Source organism: Sinomonas soli (assembly GCF_054782415.1).
The window spans coordinates 16,823-34,897 of sequence record NZ_BAAGSN010000007.1 but is presented as its reverse complement, the minus strand read 5'-3'; the positions used below and the strand labels follow the sequence as shown (position 1 = coordinate 34,897).

The following is an 18,075-nucleotide window of genomic DNA, read 5'->3' as shown; positions in this document are numbered from 1 at the left end:
GGCGGGCTGGGAGCTCACCACGGGCGCGGGCCGAGCATCGCCACGTCCCGGCGCACCTCCTCGCGCCGCTCGTCGAGCCCCTGCGCCCGCCGGTCCGCGCCCCGCCACGCGCGGACCGCGCCTTCCCACCTGCGGGCCCACCCGCGGACGACGGCGCGCAGCAGCTCGGGCATCCGGCCCGCCTCCCGCGCAGCCTCCTGCGTGTTCCCCGGCCCGGTCCACGCCACGCCGTGGAGCTGCTCGACGGTCCCCTGTGCAGCCATGACCACTCCTCTTCCCTGCCCGTTCCCGGGGCTCCTGGTGTCCCGAGACCAGTGTCGCGGGGGTGCAGGACAGGGTCGGTCCGCTGTCTCGATCGGGCGGCGGCGCGCTCAGGAGGGTCACTGAGGACAGCTCCTGTCCGCAGCAGGAGTCCATGATGGAGCCATGAACGACACGACGCAGCGCGTCCTGAGCCTGCTGAACCTGCTCCAGTCCCGCCCCGTGTGGACGGGTGCGGAGCTCGCCGAGCGGCTCGGGGTCACCACGCGCAGCATCCGCCGCGACATGGACCGCCTGCGCGAGCTCGGCTACCCCGTGCGCGCCGAGCACGGGACCGGGGGCGGCTACCAGCTCGGCGCAGGGAAGGCGCTGCCGCCGCTGCTGCTCGACGACGAGGAGGCCGTGGCGGTGGCCGTCAGCCTCCGGCTCGCCGCGGGCGGGACGGTCGCGGGGCTCGGCGAGGCCGCCGTCCGCTCCCTCGCCAAGCTCGACCAGGTGCTACCGGTCAGGCTGCGCGCCGAGGTCAAGGGCGTCATCGAGGCGACCGTGAGCCTGGACAGCCCGGTGACGGCCGTGGACGCGGACATCCTCGTGGCCCTCGCGCGGGCCATCCGCACCCCGGAGCGGGCCACGTTCGACTACACGAAGTCCGGCGGCGAGCGGTCCGAGCGCCGGGTCGAGCCGTACCGCCTCGTGGCCGCCGCCCGCCGCTGGTACCTCATGGCGTGGGACCTGGACCGAGAGGACTGGAGGACCTTCCGGCTGGACCGGATGACGGCAGCGCGCGGCACCGGCTGGCGCTTCAGGCCCCGGGAGGCGCCGGATGCGGTCGAGTACGTCCAGTCCTCCATCACGCAGGCGCCGTACCAGTTCGTCGCCAAGGTCCGCATCCACGCCCCGGCCCACGAGGTAGCCGAGCGCGTCCCGTCCACCATGGCCGTGGTGGAGCCGGACGGCGAGGGCAGCATCCTCACCGCGGGCGCGGACGACCTCGACTACGTGGCCTACCACGTGGTCCGGCTCGGCTGGCCGGTCACCGTGATCGACCCGCCGGAGCTGCGCGACGCGATGCGCGAGCTCGCGGAGCGGCTCACCGCGGCCGGGTCCTGACCGGCGCCCTCCGACCGCGGGAGCCAGGGCAGGCCGAAGCGAGGGCTAGCCGAACTCGGCCCTGCGGTGCCGCAGCTCCCGGAGGGCCCGGTTGAGCGGCGAGCCCTCGAAGGGGAGCGCCGCGAGGTCCGCGCCGGCCGCGGCCCTGAGCGCCAGCGCGGTGGCGGACGCGGCGGCCCGCTCGGGCAGGCCGATCGCCGCGGCGAACTCGGCCCAGTGCCGGGCCCGCAGGCCCTTGGTCCTCCCGGCGATGGGCAGCGCCATGGTCATGTCTCCGTAGAGCACGGTGCTGGGGAGGTCGAAGGCCGGGGCGGGGGCACGGTGCCCGGCCGGGCCGGTCAGGACCGCCACGTTCTTGGCGTGGAGGTCGCCGTTGCCCGTGAGCCACGCGAAGAGGAACTGCAGGTACAGGTTGCGGACGGCGACCGCCGGTGCCCGGCAGGCCGCTGCGACGGCGGCGACGAGGTCCTCGGCCGCCACCGAGTACTTCGCGGCGGGCAGGATGCCCAGGATCTGGGCGCCGTCCTCGAGCTCGAGGCGGCGCCAGCGGCCGGCCTCATGCAGCCTGTCGAACCGCGAGACGAGGAGCCCCGGCACCCCCCCGGCGTCGCGCACCACGTGGGCGGAGGCGACGGGGATCCGCAGCGCGCGGGCGGCCGCGAGGTGCAGCGCCTCGTTGAGCACGAGGTGGGGCGTGCCGGGCGGGTCGAGCTTGAGGATCCACCGGTGGTGCGCGGAGGCCACGGGCGCGGAGAGCATCGAGGCGCTGACCTTGTCCTGAACGCCGGGCAGCCCGTGCAGGTCGAGGGCATCGGCGAGCCGCGAGAAGTCCGCGGGCGCCGCGTCGAGGTCGGCGAGCGGTTCCGGCTCCGCTGGGGCCGCGCCCGCGGGCACCACCTGCACATCGCCGGGAACGTCCGCCCCGACGGCGAGGAGCAGCGTGAGCTCGTCGTCGAGGCTCGTCTTCGCCGCGGACCGGAGCACGCTGAGCCGGTGGCCCTCTGGCAGGAGGCCGGCGAAGAAGGCGGGGAGGCCGTGCAGGGGGCCCACGGCCTCCGGCCCCAGCGGCAGGGTGCGGGCTACCGGCCGCCCCTGCGCCGCGATGTAGTCCTCCCGGTAGGCGAAGCTGATGCGCGCGCGCTCGTCGCGCCAGAGCCTGCCGGCGCGGACACCGGCCTTGTAGACGTCGGCCTCGTCGACGAACCTGAGCGCGGAGAGGTCCCGGGACATCAGCTCGCGCCGACCGTGAGGCCCACCGCCTGCGCGGCGGCGACGACGGCGCCGATGCTGGGGCTCGGCGCGCCGCGCTCGATCTCCCGCACCGTCCGCTCCGACGTCCCGGCGAGCTCGGCCAAGGTGGCCTGCGTGATGCCGGCGTCCTTGCGCGCGGCCCTGATGCTCGCGCCGAGCGCCGCCAGCGCCTCCCGTGCCGCGTCGTCCACCCTGCCTCCTCGCGGCAGGATCCTGCCGATTTCCTGAGCTCCTGCCCACAGTGTCCCCCACGAGGCACGATCCGGCAAGATCCTGCCGATCTTCTCGCCGAGGAGGCCCCTGGCGCGCCGCGCGGGCCGGATCCGGCAGCATCCTGCCGTCCGCCGGGCCCCGCTCCGCCCCCGAGCGCCGCTTGAGCCCTTGCCCCGGCCCCGGCGGCACAGCACGATGTCCACAGCGGCGAGTGCCGCCGTCGTGCGCCGATCCGTTGGATCCGAAGGAGAGCCCATGTTCGCGAGCCCGTACCCGGACGTCGAGATCCCCGAGGTCCCCCTCCACGAGTACCTGTTCGGGGGCCTGGCGGGGGAGGACCTGGGCAGGGTCGCGATGGTGGACGGCACGAGCGGGGCCGAGACCACCTACGGCGAGCTCGTGGCCCGCATCGACGCCCTCGCCGGCTGGCTGGCCGCCCACGGGGTGGGCCCGGGCACCACGCTCGGGATCATGTGCCCCAACATCCCCGCCTTCGCCGTCGTCTTCCACGGGATCCTGCGCACCGGGGCAGCGGTCACCACAGTCAACTCGCTCTACACCGCCGAGGAGACGGCCCGCCAGCTCGCCGACGCCGGCGCCGCCTGGCTGTTCACCATCTCGCCGTTCCTGGACCGCGCCGAGCCCGCCGCAGGGGAGGCCGGCATCCCGCCCGAGCGCACCGTGGTGCTCGACGGCGGCCCCTCGCCCTCCGGTGCCGCGCACCCCTCGCTCGGGGAGGCGCTGTCCGCCGGGCTGCACGCGCCGGACGTGGCCGTGGACCCGCACGCGGTCGCGGTCCTGCCCTACTCCTCGGGCACCTCCGGCACACCCAAGGGCGTGATGCTCAGCCACTACAACCTCGTGGCGAACGTGGCCCAGGGCCGGCCCCTGCTGGGGGTGACGGCGGAGGACACCCTGCTGGCCGTGCTGCCGTTCTTCCACATCTACGGCCTCACGATGCTCGTCAACGCGGCCTTCCTGCAGCGGGCGCGGCTCGTGACGATGTCCAAGTTCGACCTCGCCGAGTTCCTGCGCATCACCCAGGACCACCGCTGCACGTACCTCTTCATCGCCCCCCCCATCGCCGTGGCGCTCGCCAAGCACCCGCTGGTGGACCAGTACGACCTGACGAGCGTGCGGGTGGCGTTCTCAGGGGCCGCGCCGCTGGACGCCGGGCTCGGCGCCGCCGTCGCCGCGCGCCTCGGCTGTGCGATGCTGCAGGGCTACGGCATGACCGAGCTGAGCCCCGCCTCGCACATCCTCCCACTCGCCGAATCCGGCCGCATGCCCTTGGACTCGGTCGGGGTGACGGTGCCCAACACTCAGTGCAAGCTGCTCGATCCTGCCACGGACGAGGAGATCCCGCTGCCGCCCTCAGGCCAGGACCCGGCGGCCGTGAGCGCGCCCGGCCAGCTGCTGGTCCGAGGCCCGCAGGTGATGCTCGGCTACCTCAACCGCCCCGACGCGACCGCAGCGACCATCGACCCGGACGGGTTCCTCCGCACCGGGGACATCGCCACGGTCCGCGCGGACGGCGTCGTGACCATCGTGGACCGGCTCAAGGAGCTCATCAAGTACAAGGGCTACCAGATCGCCCCGGCGGAGCTCGAGGCGGTGCTGCTCACCCACCCGGAGATCGCGGACGCCGCGGTGATCGGCGTGCGGGCGGACGACGGCGAGGAGGTCCCCAAGGCGTTCGTCGTCCGCCAGCCGGGGGCCCAGCTGGGGGACGAGGAGGTCATCGCCTTCGTCGCCGAGCACGTCGCCCCGTTCAAGAAGGTCCGCGTCGTCGAGTTCCTCGACGCGATCCCGAAATCGTCCTCGGGCAAGATCCTCCGGCGCGAGCTGCGGGCGGCCGAGCGGGCCTAGTGCCAGCCCTGCCTCCGAGGGCTACTTCCTCTCGATGAGCGAGCCGAGCCGCGTGATCGCTGCGATGACCTCCTCGCGTTCCGCCACGGTGACCTGCTGGAGGACGAGCCCGTCCAGTGCGGCGAACACGGCGCGGGCCGCGGCGCGGTCGGGCTCGTATCCGTGTCGGACCAGGACGTCCTGGACCATGCTGATGTAGCTCTCGTAGAGGTTCCCCGCGATCCTGCGCAGCTCCGGGCTGCGGCGGGAGGCAAGGATCATGGAGTACTGGAAGACCTGCAGATTGGGCTCCTCGCCGACGATCCGCGTGAGGGTCTCGGCGAAGTCGCGGTCAATGGCGGATGCCAGCGTGAGGTCCGCCCGCTGCTGGGTGCGCTGCACCGCCCAGACCGTCGCCGCCTCGAGGAGGGCTTCCTTCGACCCGAAGTGGTGCGAGATCAGGGTGTTGTTCACATGCGCCCGCTGCGCCACCTTGCGGTAGCTCAGTCCGTCCAGGCCCTCTTCCGCCACGACATCGACCACCGCGCGGATAAGGGCCTCGCGTCCCGCGCCGTACCTGACCTCGCTCACCGTCATGGGTCGATGCTACCGGCGACGCTCCATCAAACTCTGCAAACGCAGAGCTTGACAGCGGAAACTAAGCAAGTGCAGAGTTAAGGACGTGATGCGCGCCACCTGGCTGGCGCGCCAATCCCTACAGACAGCCCCCCTCGCAAAGGAGCGACCCCATGAGCGCCCCCATCTTCCACGCAGACACGGACCGAGGGCTGGCCGAGCCCTTCGCGGTCGGCACGGTCCAGTGGCTCCGCAAGTCCGGCGACGGCGATCGGCCCACCCTCTCCGGCGGGATCTGGACCGTGACGCCCGAGGACGCCCCGGAGACGTTCGACCTCGCCTTCGAGGAGGACGAGACGCTCTACATCGTCCAAGGCCACCTGCGCATCGAGGTGATCGGCGGGGAGGCCTTTGACCTCACCGACGGGAGCATGGCCTCGTTCAACAAGGGTGCGAAGACGCGCTGGACCGTGGTCAGGCCGACTACCGAGTTCTTCGTCTACAGCTGACGGGACCGGGTGACAATGCAGAACACTTCAGACGTCATCGTCATCGGCGCCGGCTTCGCCGGCCTTGTCGCAGCCCGCGAGCTGGGACGGAAGGGCCTGGGCGTCCAGATCCTCGAGGCCCGCGACCGCATCGCCGGACGCACCTGGCTCGAGCCCCGGATGGGCCGCAACCTCGAACTCGGCGGGACCTGGGTCCACTGGAGCCAGCCCCATGTCTGGGCCGAGCTCACCCGCTACGGCATCGGGGTGGTCGCGGCCCCGGAGTTCGAGAAGGCCTACTGGCATGCGGACGGCAGGCTCCACGAGGGCGCGCCGGAGGAGCTGATGGCGATCCTCGATGGACCGAACCGCAGCTTCCTCGCCCCGTCCCGACGGCTCATCCCCCTGCCGTACGAGCCGCTCACCAACCCGGCGGTGAAGGAGGCGGACCAGCTGACCGTCGCCGAGAAGATCGACGAACTCGGCCTCGACACCGTCGCGGACGAGCTCATGCGCAGCTTCTGGGCCCTGAACTTCAATGGCCGCATCCAGGACGCCGCCTACACCCAGGCCCTCCGCTGGGCCGCGGCCGCCTTCCACGAGTGGCCCGTCATGTTCGAGACCTGCGCGACCTACAAGGTCCAAGGCGGCACCCAGGCCCTCGCCCGGGCCATCCTCGACGACTGCCGCGCGACGCTGACGCTCAACGCCCCCGTCGCGCAGGTGCGCCACGACGAGAAGGGAGTCGTCGCCGTCGGACGCGACGGCACCGAATACGCCGCCAAGGCCATGGTGGTCACCGTGCCCCTGCACGCTCTGGGAGGCATCCGCTTCGGGCCGGAGCTGTCTGCCGGCAAGCGCGAGGCCGCCGAGCGCGGACAGCTCGGCCTCGGGGCCAAGCTCTGGATCAAGGTCAAGGGCCGCCACGAGCGCTTCGTGGCCATGGGCCCCCAGGAGTGGCCGCTGAACTTCGTCCAGGCCGAGTACCTCGACGAAGAGAGCACCACACTCGTGGCCTTCGGCCCTGACGGGCGCTCCGTCGACGTCGAGGACGCCGCCGCCGCCCAGGCGATCCTGCGGCGGTGGATCCCCGAGATCGAGGTCCTCGAGGTCTCCGGCCACAGCTGGGTCGAGGACGAGTACGCCCGGGAGACCTGGCCCATGCACCGGGCCGGCTACCTCTCCGAGAGCCTGCCCGAGCTCCAGCGTCCCGAAGGCCGGATCCACCTCGCCGGGTCCGACTACGCCAACGGCTGGGGCGGATTCATCGACGGCGCCATCGAGAGCGGGTTCACCGCAGCCCGAAACATCACCGAGCAGCTCCACATCCGGCAGTGGCCGCCGGCCACCAACCCGGCCCGGCAGGCAGGCTAGCCGCGGGAACCGGACGGTGTGCCGACCGCGACCCCCAGCGCCTCGACCGCGTCGGAGAGCTGTTCGGCGGTGATCGCCCTGCAGAAGTACTGCAGGGTGAGGCCATCGAGCGCGGCGAACATGGCCAGGTTCAGGCCGGGGTTGTCCTCGGCCCCGAGGGCGGTGCGGCCGGCGGCCAGGGCAGCCACGTAGCGGCCGTAGAGCTCGCGGACAGCCTCCTGCAGCTCGGGCCGCCTCGTCGCCTCGATGACCATCTCGAACTGGAAGATCTCGATGTCGGGCTCGGACAGGACATTCCGGATGAGGGCCTCGCGGAAGGCGGTGGAGTCGGTTGCGTACTCGCTGAGGTCGGCACCCCCGATAGCGCGGTCCACGGTCCACTCCAGGGCCGCGGCGAGCAGGCGATCCCGGGTGCCGAAATGATGGGCGATGAGGCTGTTGTTCAGGCCTGCCTCCTCAGCCACGGCGCGGAAGGTCAGCCCGCGCAGGCCCTTGCGCGCGCCGACGCGGACGGCTGCTTCGAGGAGCGCCTCCCTGCCCTCGCCATGACTGGGCTGTCGTTTCTCGCGGCTCACAGGTTCAGCTTAGGCGCTCCCCGGAACCCGCCAGACGCCCTTGACACCCCCTCGGGAACGCTCGTAATCTCTATCACTAAGCAGATGCTCAATATGGGTCCAGGGATCCCATACCGCATCGGACGTCCAGCTCGCAGCCTCGGCACTCGCGCCCCATGAGGCGTCCCAGACTCTCCCCGCCCGCACAGGGCCATCGCAGTAGGTCCAAAGGAGGACCCGTGAGCAATACCCAGCACGAGATCGTGGTGCCGCCGTCCGTCGGCGAGACACGACTGAAGTCCAACAGCCTCGGATTCATCGGAATCGCCTTCTTCGTGGTCTCCGCCGCGGCGCCGATGGCGGCGTTCGTCGGCGCGAGCCCCGTGATCTTCTCCGTGATGGGCCCGGGCGTCCCACTCGTCTACGTCCTGGTCGCACTCGTGATCGCAGTCTTCGCGGTCGGCTACCTGAAGATGAGCCGCCACATCGTCAGCGCGGGCGGCTTCGTCGCCTACATCTCGCGCGGCCTCGGGCGGCACGCCGCCACGGGCGCGGCCGGGATCGTGATCGTCACCTACGTCTCGCTCCAGGTGGGGCTGTGGGCCCAGTTCGCGGTGTTCGCGCAGCAGCTCGCCTCGCGCCTGTTTGGCCTGGACCTGCCGGTGTGGGGCTGGGTGCTCGCGTTCCTGATCATCACCACCGCGCTCACGATGCGCGGAGTGGACCTCAACCTGCGCATCCTCGGGGTCCTCCTGGTCCTGGAGATCATCGCCATCGCAGCCCTGGTCATCGGGATCATGGCGGGATCGGGCGGCAAGGACATGTCGCTGGTGAGCTTCGCCCCGTCGCAGCTGGTCCAGCCTGGCCTCGGTGTGGCCGTGCTGTTCGTCTTCGCCTGCTTCACGACCTTCGAGGCCACGACCGTCTTCGCCGAGGAAGCCCGCGAGCCCCGCCGTACCATCCCCCGCGCACTGTTCGCCGTGATCATCTTCGTCGGCATCTTCTACACGGTGGCCACGTGGGCCGTCAGTGTGGCGGTCGGCCCGGACAAGGTCCAGGACGCAGCGGCGAACGACCTCGCCGGCATCATCTTCTCGGTCGCTGCCAAGTACGTCGGGCCGTGGCTGGACATCACGATGCAGGTCCTGGTCGTCTCGAGCTTCATCGCGATGCTCATCGGGGTGCAGAACATGTTCTCCCGCTACGTCTTCGCCCTCGCCCGCGGAGGGGCGCTGCCGAAGCCGCTCTCGCGGGTCTCGAAGAAGGCCCAGGTCCCCGCCACCGCGGCGCTCGTGAACGGCATCGTGATCGCCGTGATCCTCATGGCCTTCCTCTGGTCGGGTGCCGACCCGATCGTGATCGTCTTCTCCTGGTTCGTCGCCCTGGGCACCGTCGGCTTCATCGTCATGATGGGCTTCGCCTCCGTCTCCATCCTCGTCTTCTTCATCCGCGAGAAGCTCGAACGCGGATTCTGGAGCACCCGCGTCGCCCCGGCCGCCGCGATCGTGCTCATGGTCACCGTCCTGGTGATCGCGGTCGCGAACTACGACGCGATGCTCTCCGGCGACGGCTCCATCGCGAGGCAGCTGCTGTGGTTCATCCCCATCGCGTTCGCTGCCGGGGCGGTCCTTCCCCTGATGAAGAAGGACATCGACTTCGACCGCCTCGCCACGGCGGGCGGCTGACCGTCCCACCCGGGCCACCACTCCTCCGCAGGACCACCAACGTAAGGAACCACCATGTCCACCACCCACCAGCAGCTCGCCCCGACCGAACAGGACTACGTCCCCACGGACCAGTGGCCCGACGTGACCGTGATGCTCGACGGCTTCGGCGAGCCCACCCTGCCGGCCAGCGACAGCCTCGAGGGAGCACCCATCGAGGTCCGCTTCGAGAACGGCTGGACGATCGAGCACACGTTCGCCGACGGACAGGTCACCTGGACGATCACCGACGGCGAGGGCGCCGGGCAGTCGGGCACCCACCCCTACCGCGCCGTCGAGGTCCGCCCGGGCATCTTCTTCGTCGACTTCGTCAAGGGCGTCGGCGCCCACTCCAGCGATGTCTCCATGGTCATCGACCAGTCGGACGGACGGGTGACCGTCGCGGACTCCTCCTTCGTCGACCGCGACGGCAAGGTCCGCATGCACACCGAGATCCTCTCCGGCCGCGTCGCCGGCACCGGCGAGATCGAACCCCGCCGGCGGACCAGCGAACTCGTCGGCAAGCGGATCTACTACCGCTACAGCCCGACCGAGCACTACGAGCACATCTACCTCAACTCCGGCACCTTCGTCTGGCACTGCATCAAGGGCGGCGAAGTGGGCCTGGCCGACGCAGACCCCATCCAGGTCTTCGAGCTCGCCGACGGCATCGTCATCCTCCACTGGAGCGAGACCGTCATGCCCGTCGAGTCGATCGTCGTCATCGACCTGGCCAACAAGCGCTCCATCGGGCGGATGTTCTGCTGGGACGGCCCGACCCTGGACACCGTCCACCTGCCCTTCGACAGCCAGTTCACCATCCTCGAGGACACCGCCTACCCGGCCGAATGAGCCCCAGGCGAACCCCACGAGAGCACTACAGGAGATCACCATGACCACCACGACGTCGTCGATCCTCGACGCCATCACCGTCCCCGAAGGCCAGGGCCGCCCCATCCCCGATGCGGCGACCCGCGAGACCATCGGCCATGCCCCCGTCCACGGGCTCGACGACCTCGAGGCAGCGATCGCTGCCGCGCGGGAAGCCCAGCCGGCCTGGAACGCCCTCGGCCATGCCGAGCGGTCCCGCATCCTCAACGCCATCGCGGACGACCTCGAGGCCAACCTCGAAGAGCTCGCCCGCATCCTCTCCCGCGAGCAGGGCAAGCCCCTCGACGGGCCGAACGCCCGCTTCGAGGTCGGCGCGTGCGCAGTGTGGACCCGCAACGCGGCGAACACCGTCCTCGAACCCGAGGTCGTCTTCGAGGCAGGCGCCGCCCGCTCCGAGGTGCACTACGACGCCCTCGGCGTCGTCGGGGCCATCGGACCGTGGAACTGGCCGATGATGATCACGGTCTGGCAGATCGCCCCCTCCCTGCGCATGGGCAACACCGTGGTGGCCAAGCCGAGCAGCTTCACCCCCCTGTCTGTGCTCGCCCTCGCCGAGATCTTCAACCGCCACCTGCCCCAGGGCGTCCTCAGCGTCGTCTCCGGCAACCGGGAGGTGGGCGCCGCGATCGCCGCCCACCGCGGCCTGGACAAGATCATGTTCACCGGCTCGACCGAGGCCGGCCGCAAGATCGTCGCCTCCTCCGCCCAGAACCTTGCGCGGCTGACCCTCGAGCTCGGCGGCAACGACCCGGGCATTGTCCTCCCCGGCACCGACGCCACGGCGATCGCGGAGAACCTGTTCTGGGGCTGCTTCATCAACACCGGCCAGACCTGTGCCGCGCTCAAGCGCCTCTACGTCCACGACTCCGTCTACGACGACGTGGTCGAGGCCCTCGCCGAGCTCGCCCACGCGCTGCCCATGGGGCCGGGGCTGGAGAGCGGGAACGTGCTGGGCCCGCTGCAGAACCAGAGCCAGTTCGACGTCGTCAAGGACCTCGTCGACGACGCCCGCGCGCGCGGCGCCCGCATCGTCGCGGGCGGAGAGCCCGCTCCCGAACTCGGGCCTCTCTTCTACAGGGCCACCGTCGTCGCCGACATCGAGGACGGCGCGCGCCTCGTGGACGAGGAGCAGTTCGGGCCGGCCATCCCCGTGATCAGGTATACCGACGTCGACGACGCCGTCCGCCGCGCCAACGCCTCCGAGCAGGGACTCGGGGCCTCCGTCTGGTCCGACGACATCGACGCCGCGGTCGCGGTCGCCAAGCTGATCCAGGCCGGCACCGTGTGGATCAACCAGCACGGCACCCTCAACCCGGACGTGCCCTTCGGCGGGACCAAGCAGTCCGGCTACGGCCAGGAGTTCGGCGTCGCCGGCCTCAAAGCCGTCGGAGCCCCCAAGGTCATCAGCCGCTGACTCGGGGGAGAGGCCTCCGCGCCGGGCCGCGCGCCGTCCTCGGACGGCGCCGGCCCGGTGCGAGGCCAGAATCCACCACCACCTGAATTCGGAGGAAGCACACCATGGCCTACACCGGCTCCCATGTCGACGGGCACGTCGTCGTCGTCACCGGCGGCGGCACCGGGATCGGCGCCGCCATCGCCTCCCGCTACGCCGCAGAAGGTGCCCGCGTGGTCATTCTCGGCCGCAGACCCGGGCCGCTCGAGGCCGTGGCCGAGGAGATCGGCGCCCTGCCGCTCGTGGCCGACGCCGGTGATGCCGAGGCGGTGAGGGCCGCCTTGGCAGGCGTGGTGGGGCGGTTCGGCCGCGTCGACACCCTCGTGTGCAACGCGGGCGGCCCGGGCTTCACATCCGTGGCTGAGACGAGTGACGCCGCTTGGAGCGAGGCGCTGCATGCCAACCTGACGACGTCGTTCGTCACGGCGCGGGAATTCCTGCCGGCCCTCGTCGAGTCCTCGGGCCGCATCGTCGTCGTCTCCTCGCTCTCGGGCCTGATGGCCGGGCCCTCCATGGCCGGCTACACCGCCGCCAAGCACGCCCTGATCGGGCTCACCAAGTCCCTCGCCCGGGACTACGGCAGGCACGGTGTGCGGGTCAACGCCGTCTGCCCGGGGTGGGTCCGCACTCCGATGGCCGACGAGGAAATGGACGAGCTCGTCGAGGGCGCAGGCCTGCCCTCCCGCCAGGATGCCTACGACACCGTGACGGCCGATCTCCCGCTCCGCCGCCCGGCCGCCCCGCCTGAGATCGCGGCCGCCGTCCGCTTCCTCGGCTCCGACGAGTCCTCCTACATCACCGGGGCCACCCTCGTCGTCGACGGCGGCGCCCACATCGTCGACCTGCCCACCCTTGCCTTCGAGAAGGCACGGGGCTAGCGGAGAGGAAGCCTGCCCATGGATCTGAATCTGAACGGGCGCGTTGCCCTGGTCACGGGAGGCGCTTCGGGCATCGGCCGGGCCTGCGCCGACGCCTTCGTCTCCGAGGGAGCCCGCGTCGCGATCCTCGACCGCTCACCCGAAGGCCACCGCCTGGCTGAGGCCTACCGCGACGAGGGCGCGGACGTCGTCTTCGAGCAGGCCGACGTCACCGACGAGCACGATGTAGAACACGCAGTGCGCAGGATCGTGTCCACCCACGGGGGGATCGACACGGTGATCGGCTGTGCAGGCATTTCAGGCCCCGTGGGCGCCCGGGTGGATGAGATCGAGGCCAGTGACTGGGACAAGGTCATGGCCGTCAACGTCCGAGGCAGCTTCCTGATCACCAAGCACACCGTCGGACACCTGCAGGCCAGCGACGTCGGCACCATCGTCTACCTCGCCTCGGACTCGGCCTTCGTCGCCTACGAGGGTATGGCCCCCTACAGCGCCTCGAAGGGCGCCGTCGTCATGCTGACCAAGGCCGTCACCGCCGACTACCCCGGGATCCGCGCCAACGCGCTGTGCCCGGGCATCGTCGACACCCCCATGTCCCGGTCCGACATGGGCCATCCCGACGGCTTCGAGGGCAGCGGACTCCCCGTCATCCCGGCCCGCCAGCTCGCCCACCACGCCCTGTTCCTCGCCTCGCCCACGAGCGCGCCAATCAATGGGACAACCCTCGTCTCCGACTTCGGCTACCTCGCCCGGCCTGCCCTCGGCTCCCTCGACTTCGCGGCCCAAGGGCAGTGACGCCGGGCCGTGCCGTTGACGGTTCGATGGACTGCGCCTGTGCGATCCAGCTGGCGGTCCGCAGACAGCCACACTTCATGAGGTTGCCGGCAACGTTGCCGAGTTGGCGAAGACGCCTCTCCTGATGGGTTACTGGGAGCACAGCGAGCCACCAAGACTCAGGAGCGGGGCCATGGAATCGACCGACTACGCCGTCATCGGGGCCGGGCTGGCAGGTGCCTCCACCGCGTGGCACCTGGCGGCGCGGGGCCATCAGGTGACCATCCTCGAGCGCACCACCCCGGCCAATGAGCTGGGGAGCTCCCACGGGTCCGCGCGCATCTTCCGCTACGCCTACGAGGACGAGTTCTACACGCGCCTCCTCCAGCGCTCCGAGGACGGCTGGGCGGAGCTGGCCCGGCTCAGCGGCCGCGAGCTCATCACCACCACCGGCTCCGTGGACTATGGCGCCGAGCGCGACCCGGCGGCGCTCGCCGCCGTCCTCGCGGCCTGCGGGATCGAGCACGAGCTGCTCGGTGCCGACGAAGCCCGCCGCCGGTGGCCGCAGATCGCCTTCGACACCGAGGTGCTGTGGCACCCCTGCGCGGGCGTCATCGACGCCCAGGAGACGGTGATGGCCATGGTCCGCGCCGCCGCCGGCCACGGCGCCCGGCTCGAGACCGGCTGGGCGGCCCAGTCCGTGGCCCGGAACGGGTCAGCCTTCGTCATCACCGCGGAGGACGGGCGGACGCTGCGCGCCGGCCGGGTCGTCGTCGCGGCGGGCGGCTGGCTGCCGCGGCTGCTCGCGGTGCTCCCGCTGCCGGAGGCATTCCTCGCCGCGATGCCCCGCCTCGAGGTCCGGCAGGAACAGGCGTACCACTTTCCCTACGCCGGCGGGCCGGCCGAGGCGGCTGCCGCGTGGCCCACGTTCATCCACGGGCGTGGGCCCTGGACGGCGTACGGGCTCCCGGGCGGCCGCGACGCCGGGTCCCGCGGCCAGAAGCTCGCCGAGTTCAACGGCGGGAAGGTCCTTCCCTCGGCCGCCGAGCAGGACGGGCTGATCGACCCCGAGAACCGGCGCCGCATCGTCGAGTATGTGCGCGAGTACCTGCCGGGCCTCGTCCCCGAGCCCTACGCCGAGACCACGTGCCTCTTCACGAATACCCCGACCGAGGACTTCGTCATCGACTCGGCCGAGGGCCTCACGGTCGTGTCCCCGTGCTCCGGGCACGGCGCGAAGTTCGCGCCCGTGATCGGCGAACTCGCTGCGGACGTGGCCTCGGGCGCCGGGGGCGTCCCCGAGCGCTTCCGCGTGGCCAGATAGAGGCCTTCAACGGCCCGAGTACTCCCGCGGGGTCATCCCGAGCACGGCGCGGAAGTCCCGGGTGAGGTGGGGCTGGTCGGCGTAGCCGAGGCTGTGGGCGAGCTCGGCGAGCGGCGTGCGGGGATCGGCGCGCAGCCGCTCGGCCGCGAGCTGGATCCGCCGCCGGCGCATGAGCGCGGCAGGGGTCGGGCCCAGGAAGTCGGCCGCGAGCCGGTCGAGCGTGCGCTCGGAGGCCCCCATCGCGGCCGCGAGGTCCGCCACCTTCAGCAGCCCCGGCCGCGAGTCGGCGAGCTCGGCCATGCGGTTGGCCTCGAGCCCGCGCGGGTCTGCGGCCGGCAGGAGCCCCACGATCCAGCGCAGCACCGCGTCCGCCGCCTCCGCGTAGCGGTCCGCCGCCGGCTGCTCCGATCCCATGGCGCGCACGACGGCGTGGTGTACCTCGGGCGCGTCGAGGTCGCGTTCGGCGTCGGCGAACTCCGCGGGCCGCCGGACGAACAGCGGGGTGGCCGCGGGCCGCAGCAGCAGCCCCACGCCCCACCCGCAGCCCGCGAGCGTGCGGGTGGAGGCCGACGTCGTGGGCCCGTAGACCGCGAAACTCTCCGGTTCGGCGACGATGTTCAGCGCGGGATAGCCCAGGACCAGCTGGCGGACGGCCTCGCCCGCGGGGAGGTCCCATTCAACGATCCAGAGGTGCCGCACGGCGTGGCCGGCCCAGTCCGGCGGAGCGATCCGCGTGATCGGCGCGCGCGGATCCGGGGTCAGCTCTCCGCGGGATGTCGGCTGCACAGGGCACAGCCTAGGCGGTGGCGGGATTCTTCAAGAGCCCCGGCCCGGCCGGCGGCTAGCGTGGCCGCATGAGCGAAGAGACAGAAGAGACCACTGCCGCCTCGGGCAGCCGCGCCGCCAACGGCGAGCACACCGTCAACGGGATGCCGCGCGGCTCGACCTCGTTGACGCCGTTCATCGTGGTCGACGGCGCCGTCGCTGCGATCGGCTTCTACGAGGCCGTCTTCGGCGCCCGGCTCCTCTCCCGGACCGACATGCCCGGGCCCGACGGCAGGCCGCTCGTGGCGCACGCCGTCCTCGACTTCCCCAGCGGCCGCCTCGAGCTCGGCGACGCGAACCCGCAGTACCACCTCGTGCTCCCGCCGGCGGGGGACGACGACTGCTACTCCCTGGCCGTCTATGTCCCGGACGTGGACGCCGCCGTGGAGCGGGCCGTGGCCGGCGGGGCCACGGTGCGGGAGCCGGCCACCGACTTCGTCTCGGGGGACCGGTTCGCGAGCATCCGCGACCCCTTCGGCATCCGCTGGTCCATCATGACGCGGGTCGAGGACCTCTCCGACGAGGAGGTGAAGGCCCGCATCGACGCGTGGGCCGCGTCGCTGGGCGGCTGACGCGGCTCAGGGCGACCCGTCCGCGCGGATCCCGGCAAGGTAGGCCGGGAACTGCCAGCCGCCGAAGAATCCCAGCGCCTCGATCCAGCTCGCCTCCGTCCGCGCATCGGCGGGCGCACCCGCAGCGGTCATCGAGCGCGCGAGCGTGGCGACGCGCTGGGCGATCGACGCGAGCCGCTCCCTGGCCTCGGCCAGCCGCGCGGCGGTCGCGGCCTCGTCCGCTGCCCGGGCGCGCACCGCCTCGGCGAGGTGGAAGCGGCACAGGGGCACGCCGCCGTCGTCCGTGCCGGGGACCGGACCGCCGAGGCAGGCTGGGCAGGCGGAGGGGAGCCACTCCTCGGCCGTCGCCGCACACCAGCGGCGGGTGTGGCGCAGGAGGTTCGCCTCCGCCGCGAGCGCGGCGCTGTTCGAATTCGCGTACCCCAGGGCGAACCCCTCCCGCGGAGCCCCCGCGAGCTGGGCGCAGAGGTAGCAGCGGCGCGAGGGCACGAGGGCCGCCTCGGCGCGGCGCCCCCAGCCGCGGGGCCTGCCCAGGCGGTCGGACAGGGTGCGGCAGAGGTCCTCGTACAGCACGCACACGTCGAAGGGCTGGTGGCCGCCGCGTCCGCCGACCCCCGCCTCCCACAGCTCGATCTCCACCACCGCGTACGCCCAGGTGTGCCGGGGACAGAAGCCCAGAGAGGCGCGCAGCCAGGACCGCACCGCGGCGTCCATGATGTCGCCGTGCACGAACGCCCACAGGAGGCGCGTCTCCTCCGTGGTGAGCAGCAGCGGCCCCGCAGGCAGCACCACGAAGCGGTCCGGAACGGCCATGCCCGCCTCCTCGCAGCGCGCTGGATGATGCGACTGTACTCCTCGGTAGCGTAGGATGCTGGGCGATGTTTGCCGCATCAAGCAGACTCAACACCCAACGGATTGGAGTCACCATGCCCACCGTCAACGCCTACGCAGCACCGGGCGCCGCAGAGCCGCTCGTCAAGACCACCATCGAGCGCCGCGAGCTTGGCCCGCAGGACGTCCTCATCGAGATCAAGTACGCGGGCATCTGCCACTCCGACATCCACACCGTCCGCGGAGACTGGGGACCCCAGCAGTACCCGCTCACGCCCGGCCACGAGATCGCCGGCATCGTCACCGAGGTCGGCAGCGAGGTGACCAAGCACTCCGTCGGCGACCGCGTCGGCGTGGGCTGCATGGTCAACTCGTGCGGCCACTGCGTGAACTGCCAGAAGGGCAACGAGCAGTACTGCCTCGAGGGCAACGTCGGCACCTACGGTGCCGTGGACCGTGACGGCACCATCACCCAGGGCGGCTACTCGACCCACGTGGTGGTGACCGAGGACTTCGTCCTGCGGATCCCCGACGGCCTCGACCTCGACGTCGCGACCCCGCTCCTGTGCGCGGGCATCACCACCTACTCGCCGCTGAACCGCTGGGGCGCTGGCCCGGGCAAGAAGGTGGCCGTGGTGGGCTTGGGCGGCCTCGGCCACATGGGCGTCAAGATCGCCCACGCCATGGGTGCCGAGGTCACCGTGCTCTCACAGTCACTCAAGAAGAAGGAGGACGGGCTCCGGCTCGGCGCGGACCACTACTACGCCACGTCCGATCCCGAGACATTCGAGAAGCTCGCGGGCACGTTCGACGTCATCCTCAACACCGTCAGTGCCCCGATCGACCTCAACGCCTACCTCGGCCTCCTCGCCGCGGGCGGCGCCATGGTCAGCGTCGGCGCGCCGCCGGAGTCCCTCGCGGTCAACGCCTTCAGCCTGATCGGCGGCGGCAAGACCCTCGCCGGGTCGATGATCGGCGGCATCCGGGAGACCCAGGAGATGCTGGACTTCTGCGCCGAGCACGGCTTCGGCGCGGACATCGAGCTCATCCCCGCGGAGCAGATCAACGAGGCCTACGAGCGCGTGCTCGCCTCCGACGTCCGCTACCGCTTCGTCATCGACGCCGCGACGTTCTGACGGCCGCGTCCTG

At 71.6% G+C, this 18,075-nt stretch carries 19 protein-coding genes; 12 read left to right on the top strand and 7 right to left on the bottom strand.

Going from position 1 to position 18,075, the window contains the following annotated elements; translation table 11 throughout:
- Positions 1-14: 14 nt before the first annotated feature.
- Entirely contained in the window at positions 15-263 is a 249-nt protein-coding gene (locus tag ACYVKZ_RS07860) for a hypothetical protein (protein WP_460991593.1), read from the bottom strand.
- A gap of 163 nt (positions 264-426) precedes the next feature.
- On the opposite strand from ACYVKZ_RS07860, the gene ACYVKZ_RS07855 reads away from it, so the two are divergent.
- Positions 427-1,371 carry a helix-turn-helix transcriptional regulator gene (locus ACYVKZ_RS07855; protein WP_460991592.1) on the top strand — a complete coding sequence of 315 codons (945 nt, stop codon included), beginning with the start codon at positions 427-429 and terminating at the stop codon, positions 1,369-1,371.
- Between the two features lie 45 nt (positions 1,372-1,416).
- On the opposite strand, the gene ACYVKZ_RS07850 is transcribed toward ACYVKZ_RS07855, so the two are convergent.
- Complete coding sequence (locus ACYVKZ_RS07850; RefSeq protein ID WP_460991591.1) at positions 1,417-2,601, bottom strand: type II toxin-antitoxin system HipA family toxin; 1,185 nt, start codon at positions 2,599-2,601, stop codon at positions 1,417-1,419.
- Positions 2,601-2,813 (bottom strand): helix-turn-helix domain-containing protein, encoded by a 213-nt coding sequence (locus tag ACYVKZ_RS07845; RefSeq protein ID WP_460991590.1) that lies wholly within the window; start codon positions 2,811-2,813, stop codon positions 2,601-2,603. The genes ACYVKZ_RS07850 and ACYVKZ_RS07845 overlap by 1 nt, the downstream gene beginning before the upstream one ends.
- A 277-nt stretch (positions 2,814-3,090) precedes the next feature.
- Here ACYVKZ_RS07845 and ACYVKZ_RS07840 point away from each other — a divergent pair, with 277 nt between their 5' ends.
- Positions 3,091-4,704 (top strand): AMP-binding protein, encoded by a 1,614-nt coding sequence (locus tag ACYVKZ_RS07840; RefSeq protein ID WP_460991589.1) that lies wholly within the window; start codon positions 3,091-3,093, stop codon positions 4,702-4,704.
- 21 nt (positions 4,705-4,725) lie between these two features.
- Here ACYVKZ_RS07840 and ACYVKZ_RS07835 read toward each other — a convergent pair whose 3' ends face one another.
- Positions 4,726-5,280: a TetR/AcrR family transcriptional regulator gene (locus tag ACYVKZ_RS07835; RefSeq protein ID WP_460991588.1), complete on the bottom strand. Its 555-nt coding sequence runs from the start codon at positions 5,278-5,280 to the stop codon at positions 4,726-4,728.
- Positions 5,281-5,432: 152 nt separating this feature from the next.
- On the opposite strand from ACYVKZ_RS07835, the gene ACYVKZ_RS07830 reads away from it, so the two are divergent.
- Together ACYVKZ_RS07830 and ACYVKZ_RS07825 are read left to right on the top strand one after the other, a co-directional pair.
- A complete protein-coding gene (locus ACYVKZ_RS07830) occupies positions 5,433-5,768 on the top strand; it encodes a cupin domain-containing protein (RefSeq protein WP_460991587.1) in 336 nt (111 codons plus the stop codon).
- Positions 5,769-5,783: 15 nt separating this feature from the next.
- Positions 5,784-7,121, top strand: coding sequence for a flavin monoamine oxidase family protein (locus tag ACYVKZ_RS07825; RefSeq protein ID WP_460991586.1), 1,338 nt, complete (start codon positions 5,784-5,786; stop codon positions 7,119-7,121).
- Here ACYVKZ_RS07825 and ACYVKZ_RS07820 read toward each other — a convergent pair.
- On the bottom strand, positions 7,118-7,696 hold the full coding sequence (locus ACYVKZ_RS07820; protein WP_460991585.1) for a TetR/AcrR family transcriptional regulator: 579 nt from the start codon (positions 7,694-7,696) through the stop codon (positions 7,118-7,120). The genes ACYVKZ_RS07825 and ACYVKZ_RS07820 overlap by 4 nt on opposite strands.
- Before the next feature lie 218 nt (positions 7,697-7,914).
- Here ACYVKZ_RS07820 and ACYVKZ_RS07815 point away from each other — a divergent pair, with 218 nt between their 5' ends.
- The 6 genes from ACYVKZ_RS07815 (at position 7,915) to ACYVKZ_RS07790 (ending at position 14,698) form a co-directional block, all read left to right on the top strand.
- Entirely contained in the window at positions 7,915-9,360 is a 1,446-nt protein-coding gene (locus ACYVKZ_RS07815; RefSeq protein WP_460991584.1) for an APC family permease, read from the top strand.
- A gap of 54 nt (positions 9,361-9,414) precedes the next feature.
- A complete protein-coding gene (locus ACYVKZ_RS07810; protein ID WP_460991583.1) occupies positions 9,415-10,230 on the top strand; it encodes a MoaF C-terminal domain-containing protein in 816 nt (271 codons plus the stop codon).
- Positions 10,231-10,270: 40 nt separating this feature from the next.
- Positions 10,271-11,683, top strand: a complete 1,413-nt coding sequence (locus ACYVKZ_RS07805) for an aldehyde dehydrogenase family protein (RefSeq protein WP_460991582.1) — start codon at positions 10,271-10,273, stop codon at positions 11,681-11,683.
- Between the two features lie 104 nt (positions 11,684-11,787).
- Positions 11,788-12,600 (top strand): SDR family NAD(P)-dependent oxidoreductase, encoded by an 813-nt coding sequence (locus ACYVKZ_RS07800; protein ID WP_460991581.1) that lies wholly within the window; start codon positions 11,788-11,790, stop codon positions 12,598-12,600.
- Between the two features lie 18 nt (positions 12,601-12,618).
- Positions 12,619-13,395, top strand: coding sequence for an SDR family NAD(P)-dependent oxidoreductase (locus ACYVKZ_RS07795; protein ID WP_460991580.1), 777 nt, complete (start codon positions 12,619-12,621; stop codon positions 13,393-13,395).
- Between the two features lie 172 nt (positions 13,396-13,567).
- The gene (locus ACYVKZ_RS07790; protein ID WP_460991579.1) at positions 13,568-14,698 is read left to right on the top strand and encodes an FAD-dependent oxidoreductase; all 1,131 of its coding nucleotides are present in this window, start codon (positions 13,568-13,570) and stop codon (positions 14,696-14,698) included.
- A gap of 6 nt (positions 14,699-14,704) precedes the next feature.
- Here ACYVKZ_RS07790 and ACYVKZ_RS07785 read toward each other — a convergent pair whose 3' ends face one another.
- Positions 14,705-15,484 (bottom strand): AraC family transcriptional regulator, encoded by a 780-nt coding sequence (locus ACYVKZ_RS07785; RefSeq protein WP_460991578.1) that lies wholly within the window; start codon positions 15,482-15,484, stop codon positions 14,705-14,707.
- A gap of 68 nt (positions 15,485-15,552) precedes the next feature.
- On the opposite strand from ACYVKZ_RS07785, the gene ACYVKZ_RS07780 reads away from it, so the two are divergent.
- Positions 15,553-16,095 (top strand): VOC family protein, encoded by a 543-nt coding sequence (locus ACYVKZ_RS07780; RefSeq protein WP_460991577.1) that lies wholly within the window; start codon positions 15,553-15,555, stop codon positions 16,093-16,095.
- 6 nt (positions 16,096-16,101) lie between these two features.
- Here ACYVKZ_RS07780 and ACYVKZ_RS07775 read toward each other — a convergent pair whose 3' ends face one another.
- Entirely contained in the window at positions 16,102-16,908 is an 807-nt protein-coding gene (locus ACYVKZ_RS07775) for a hypothetical protein (RefSeq protein WP_460991576.1), read from the bottom strand.
- 113 nt (positions 16,909-17,021) lie between these two features.
- On the opposite strand from ACYVKZ_RS07775, the gene ACYVKZ_RS07770 reads away from it, so the two are divergent.
- Complete coding sequence (locus ACYVKZ_RS07770; protein WP_460991575.1) at positions 17,022-18,062, top strand: NAD(P)-dependent alcohol dehydrogenase; 1,041 nt, start codon at positions 17,022-17,024, stop codon at positions 18,060-18,062.
- The last annotated feature ends 13 nt before the right edge of the window (positions 18,063-18,075 follow it).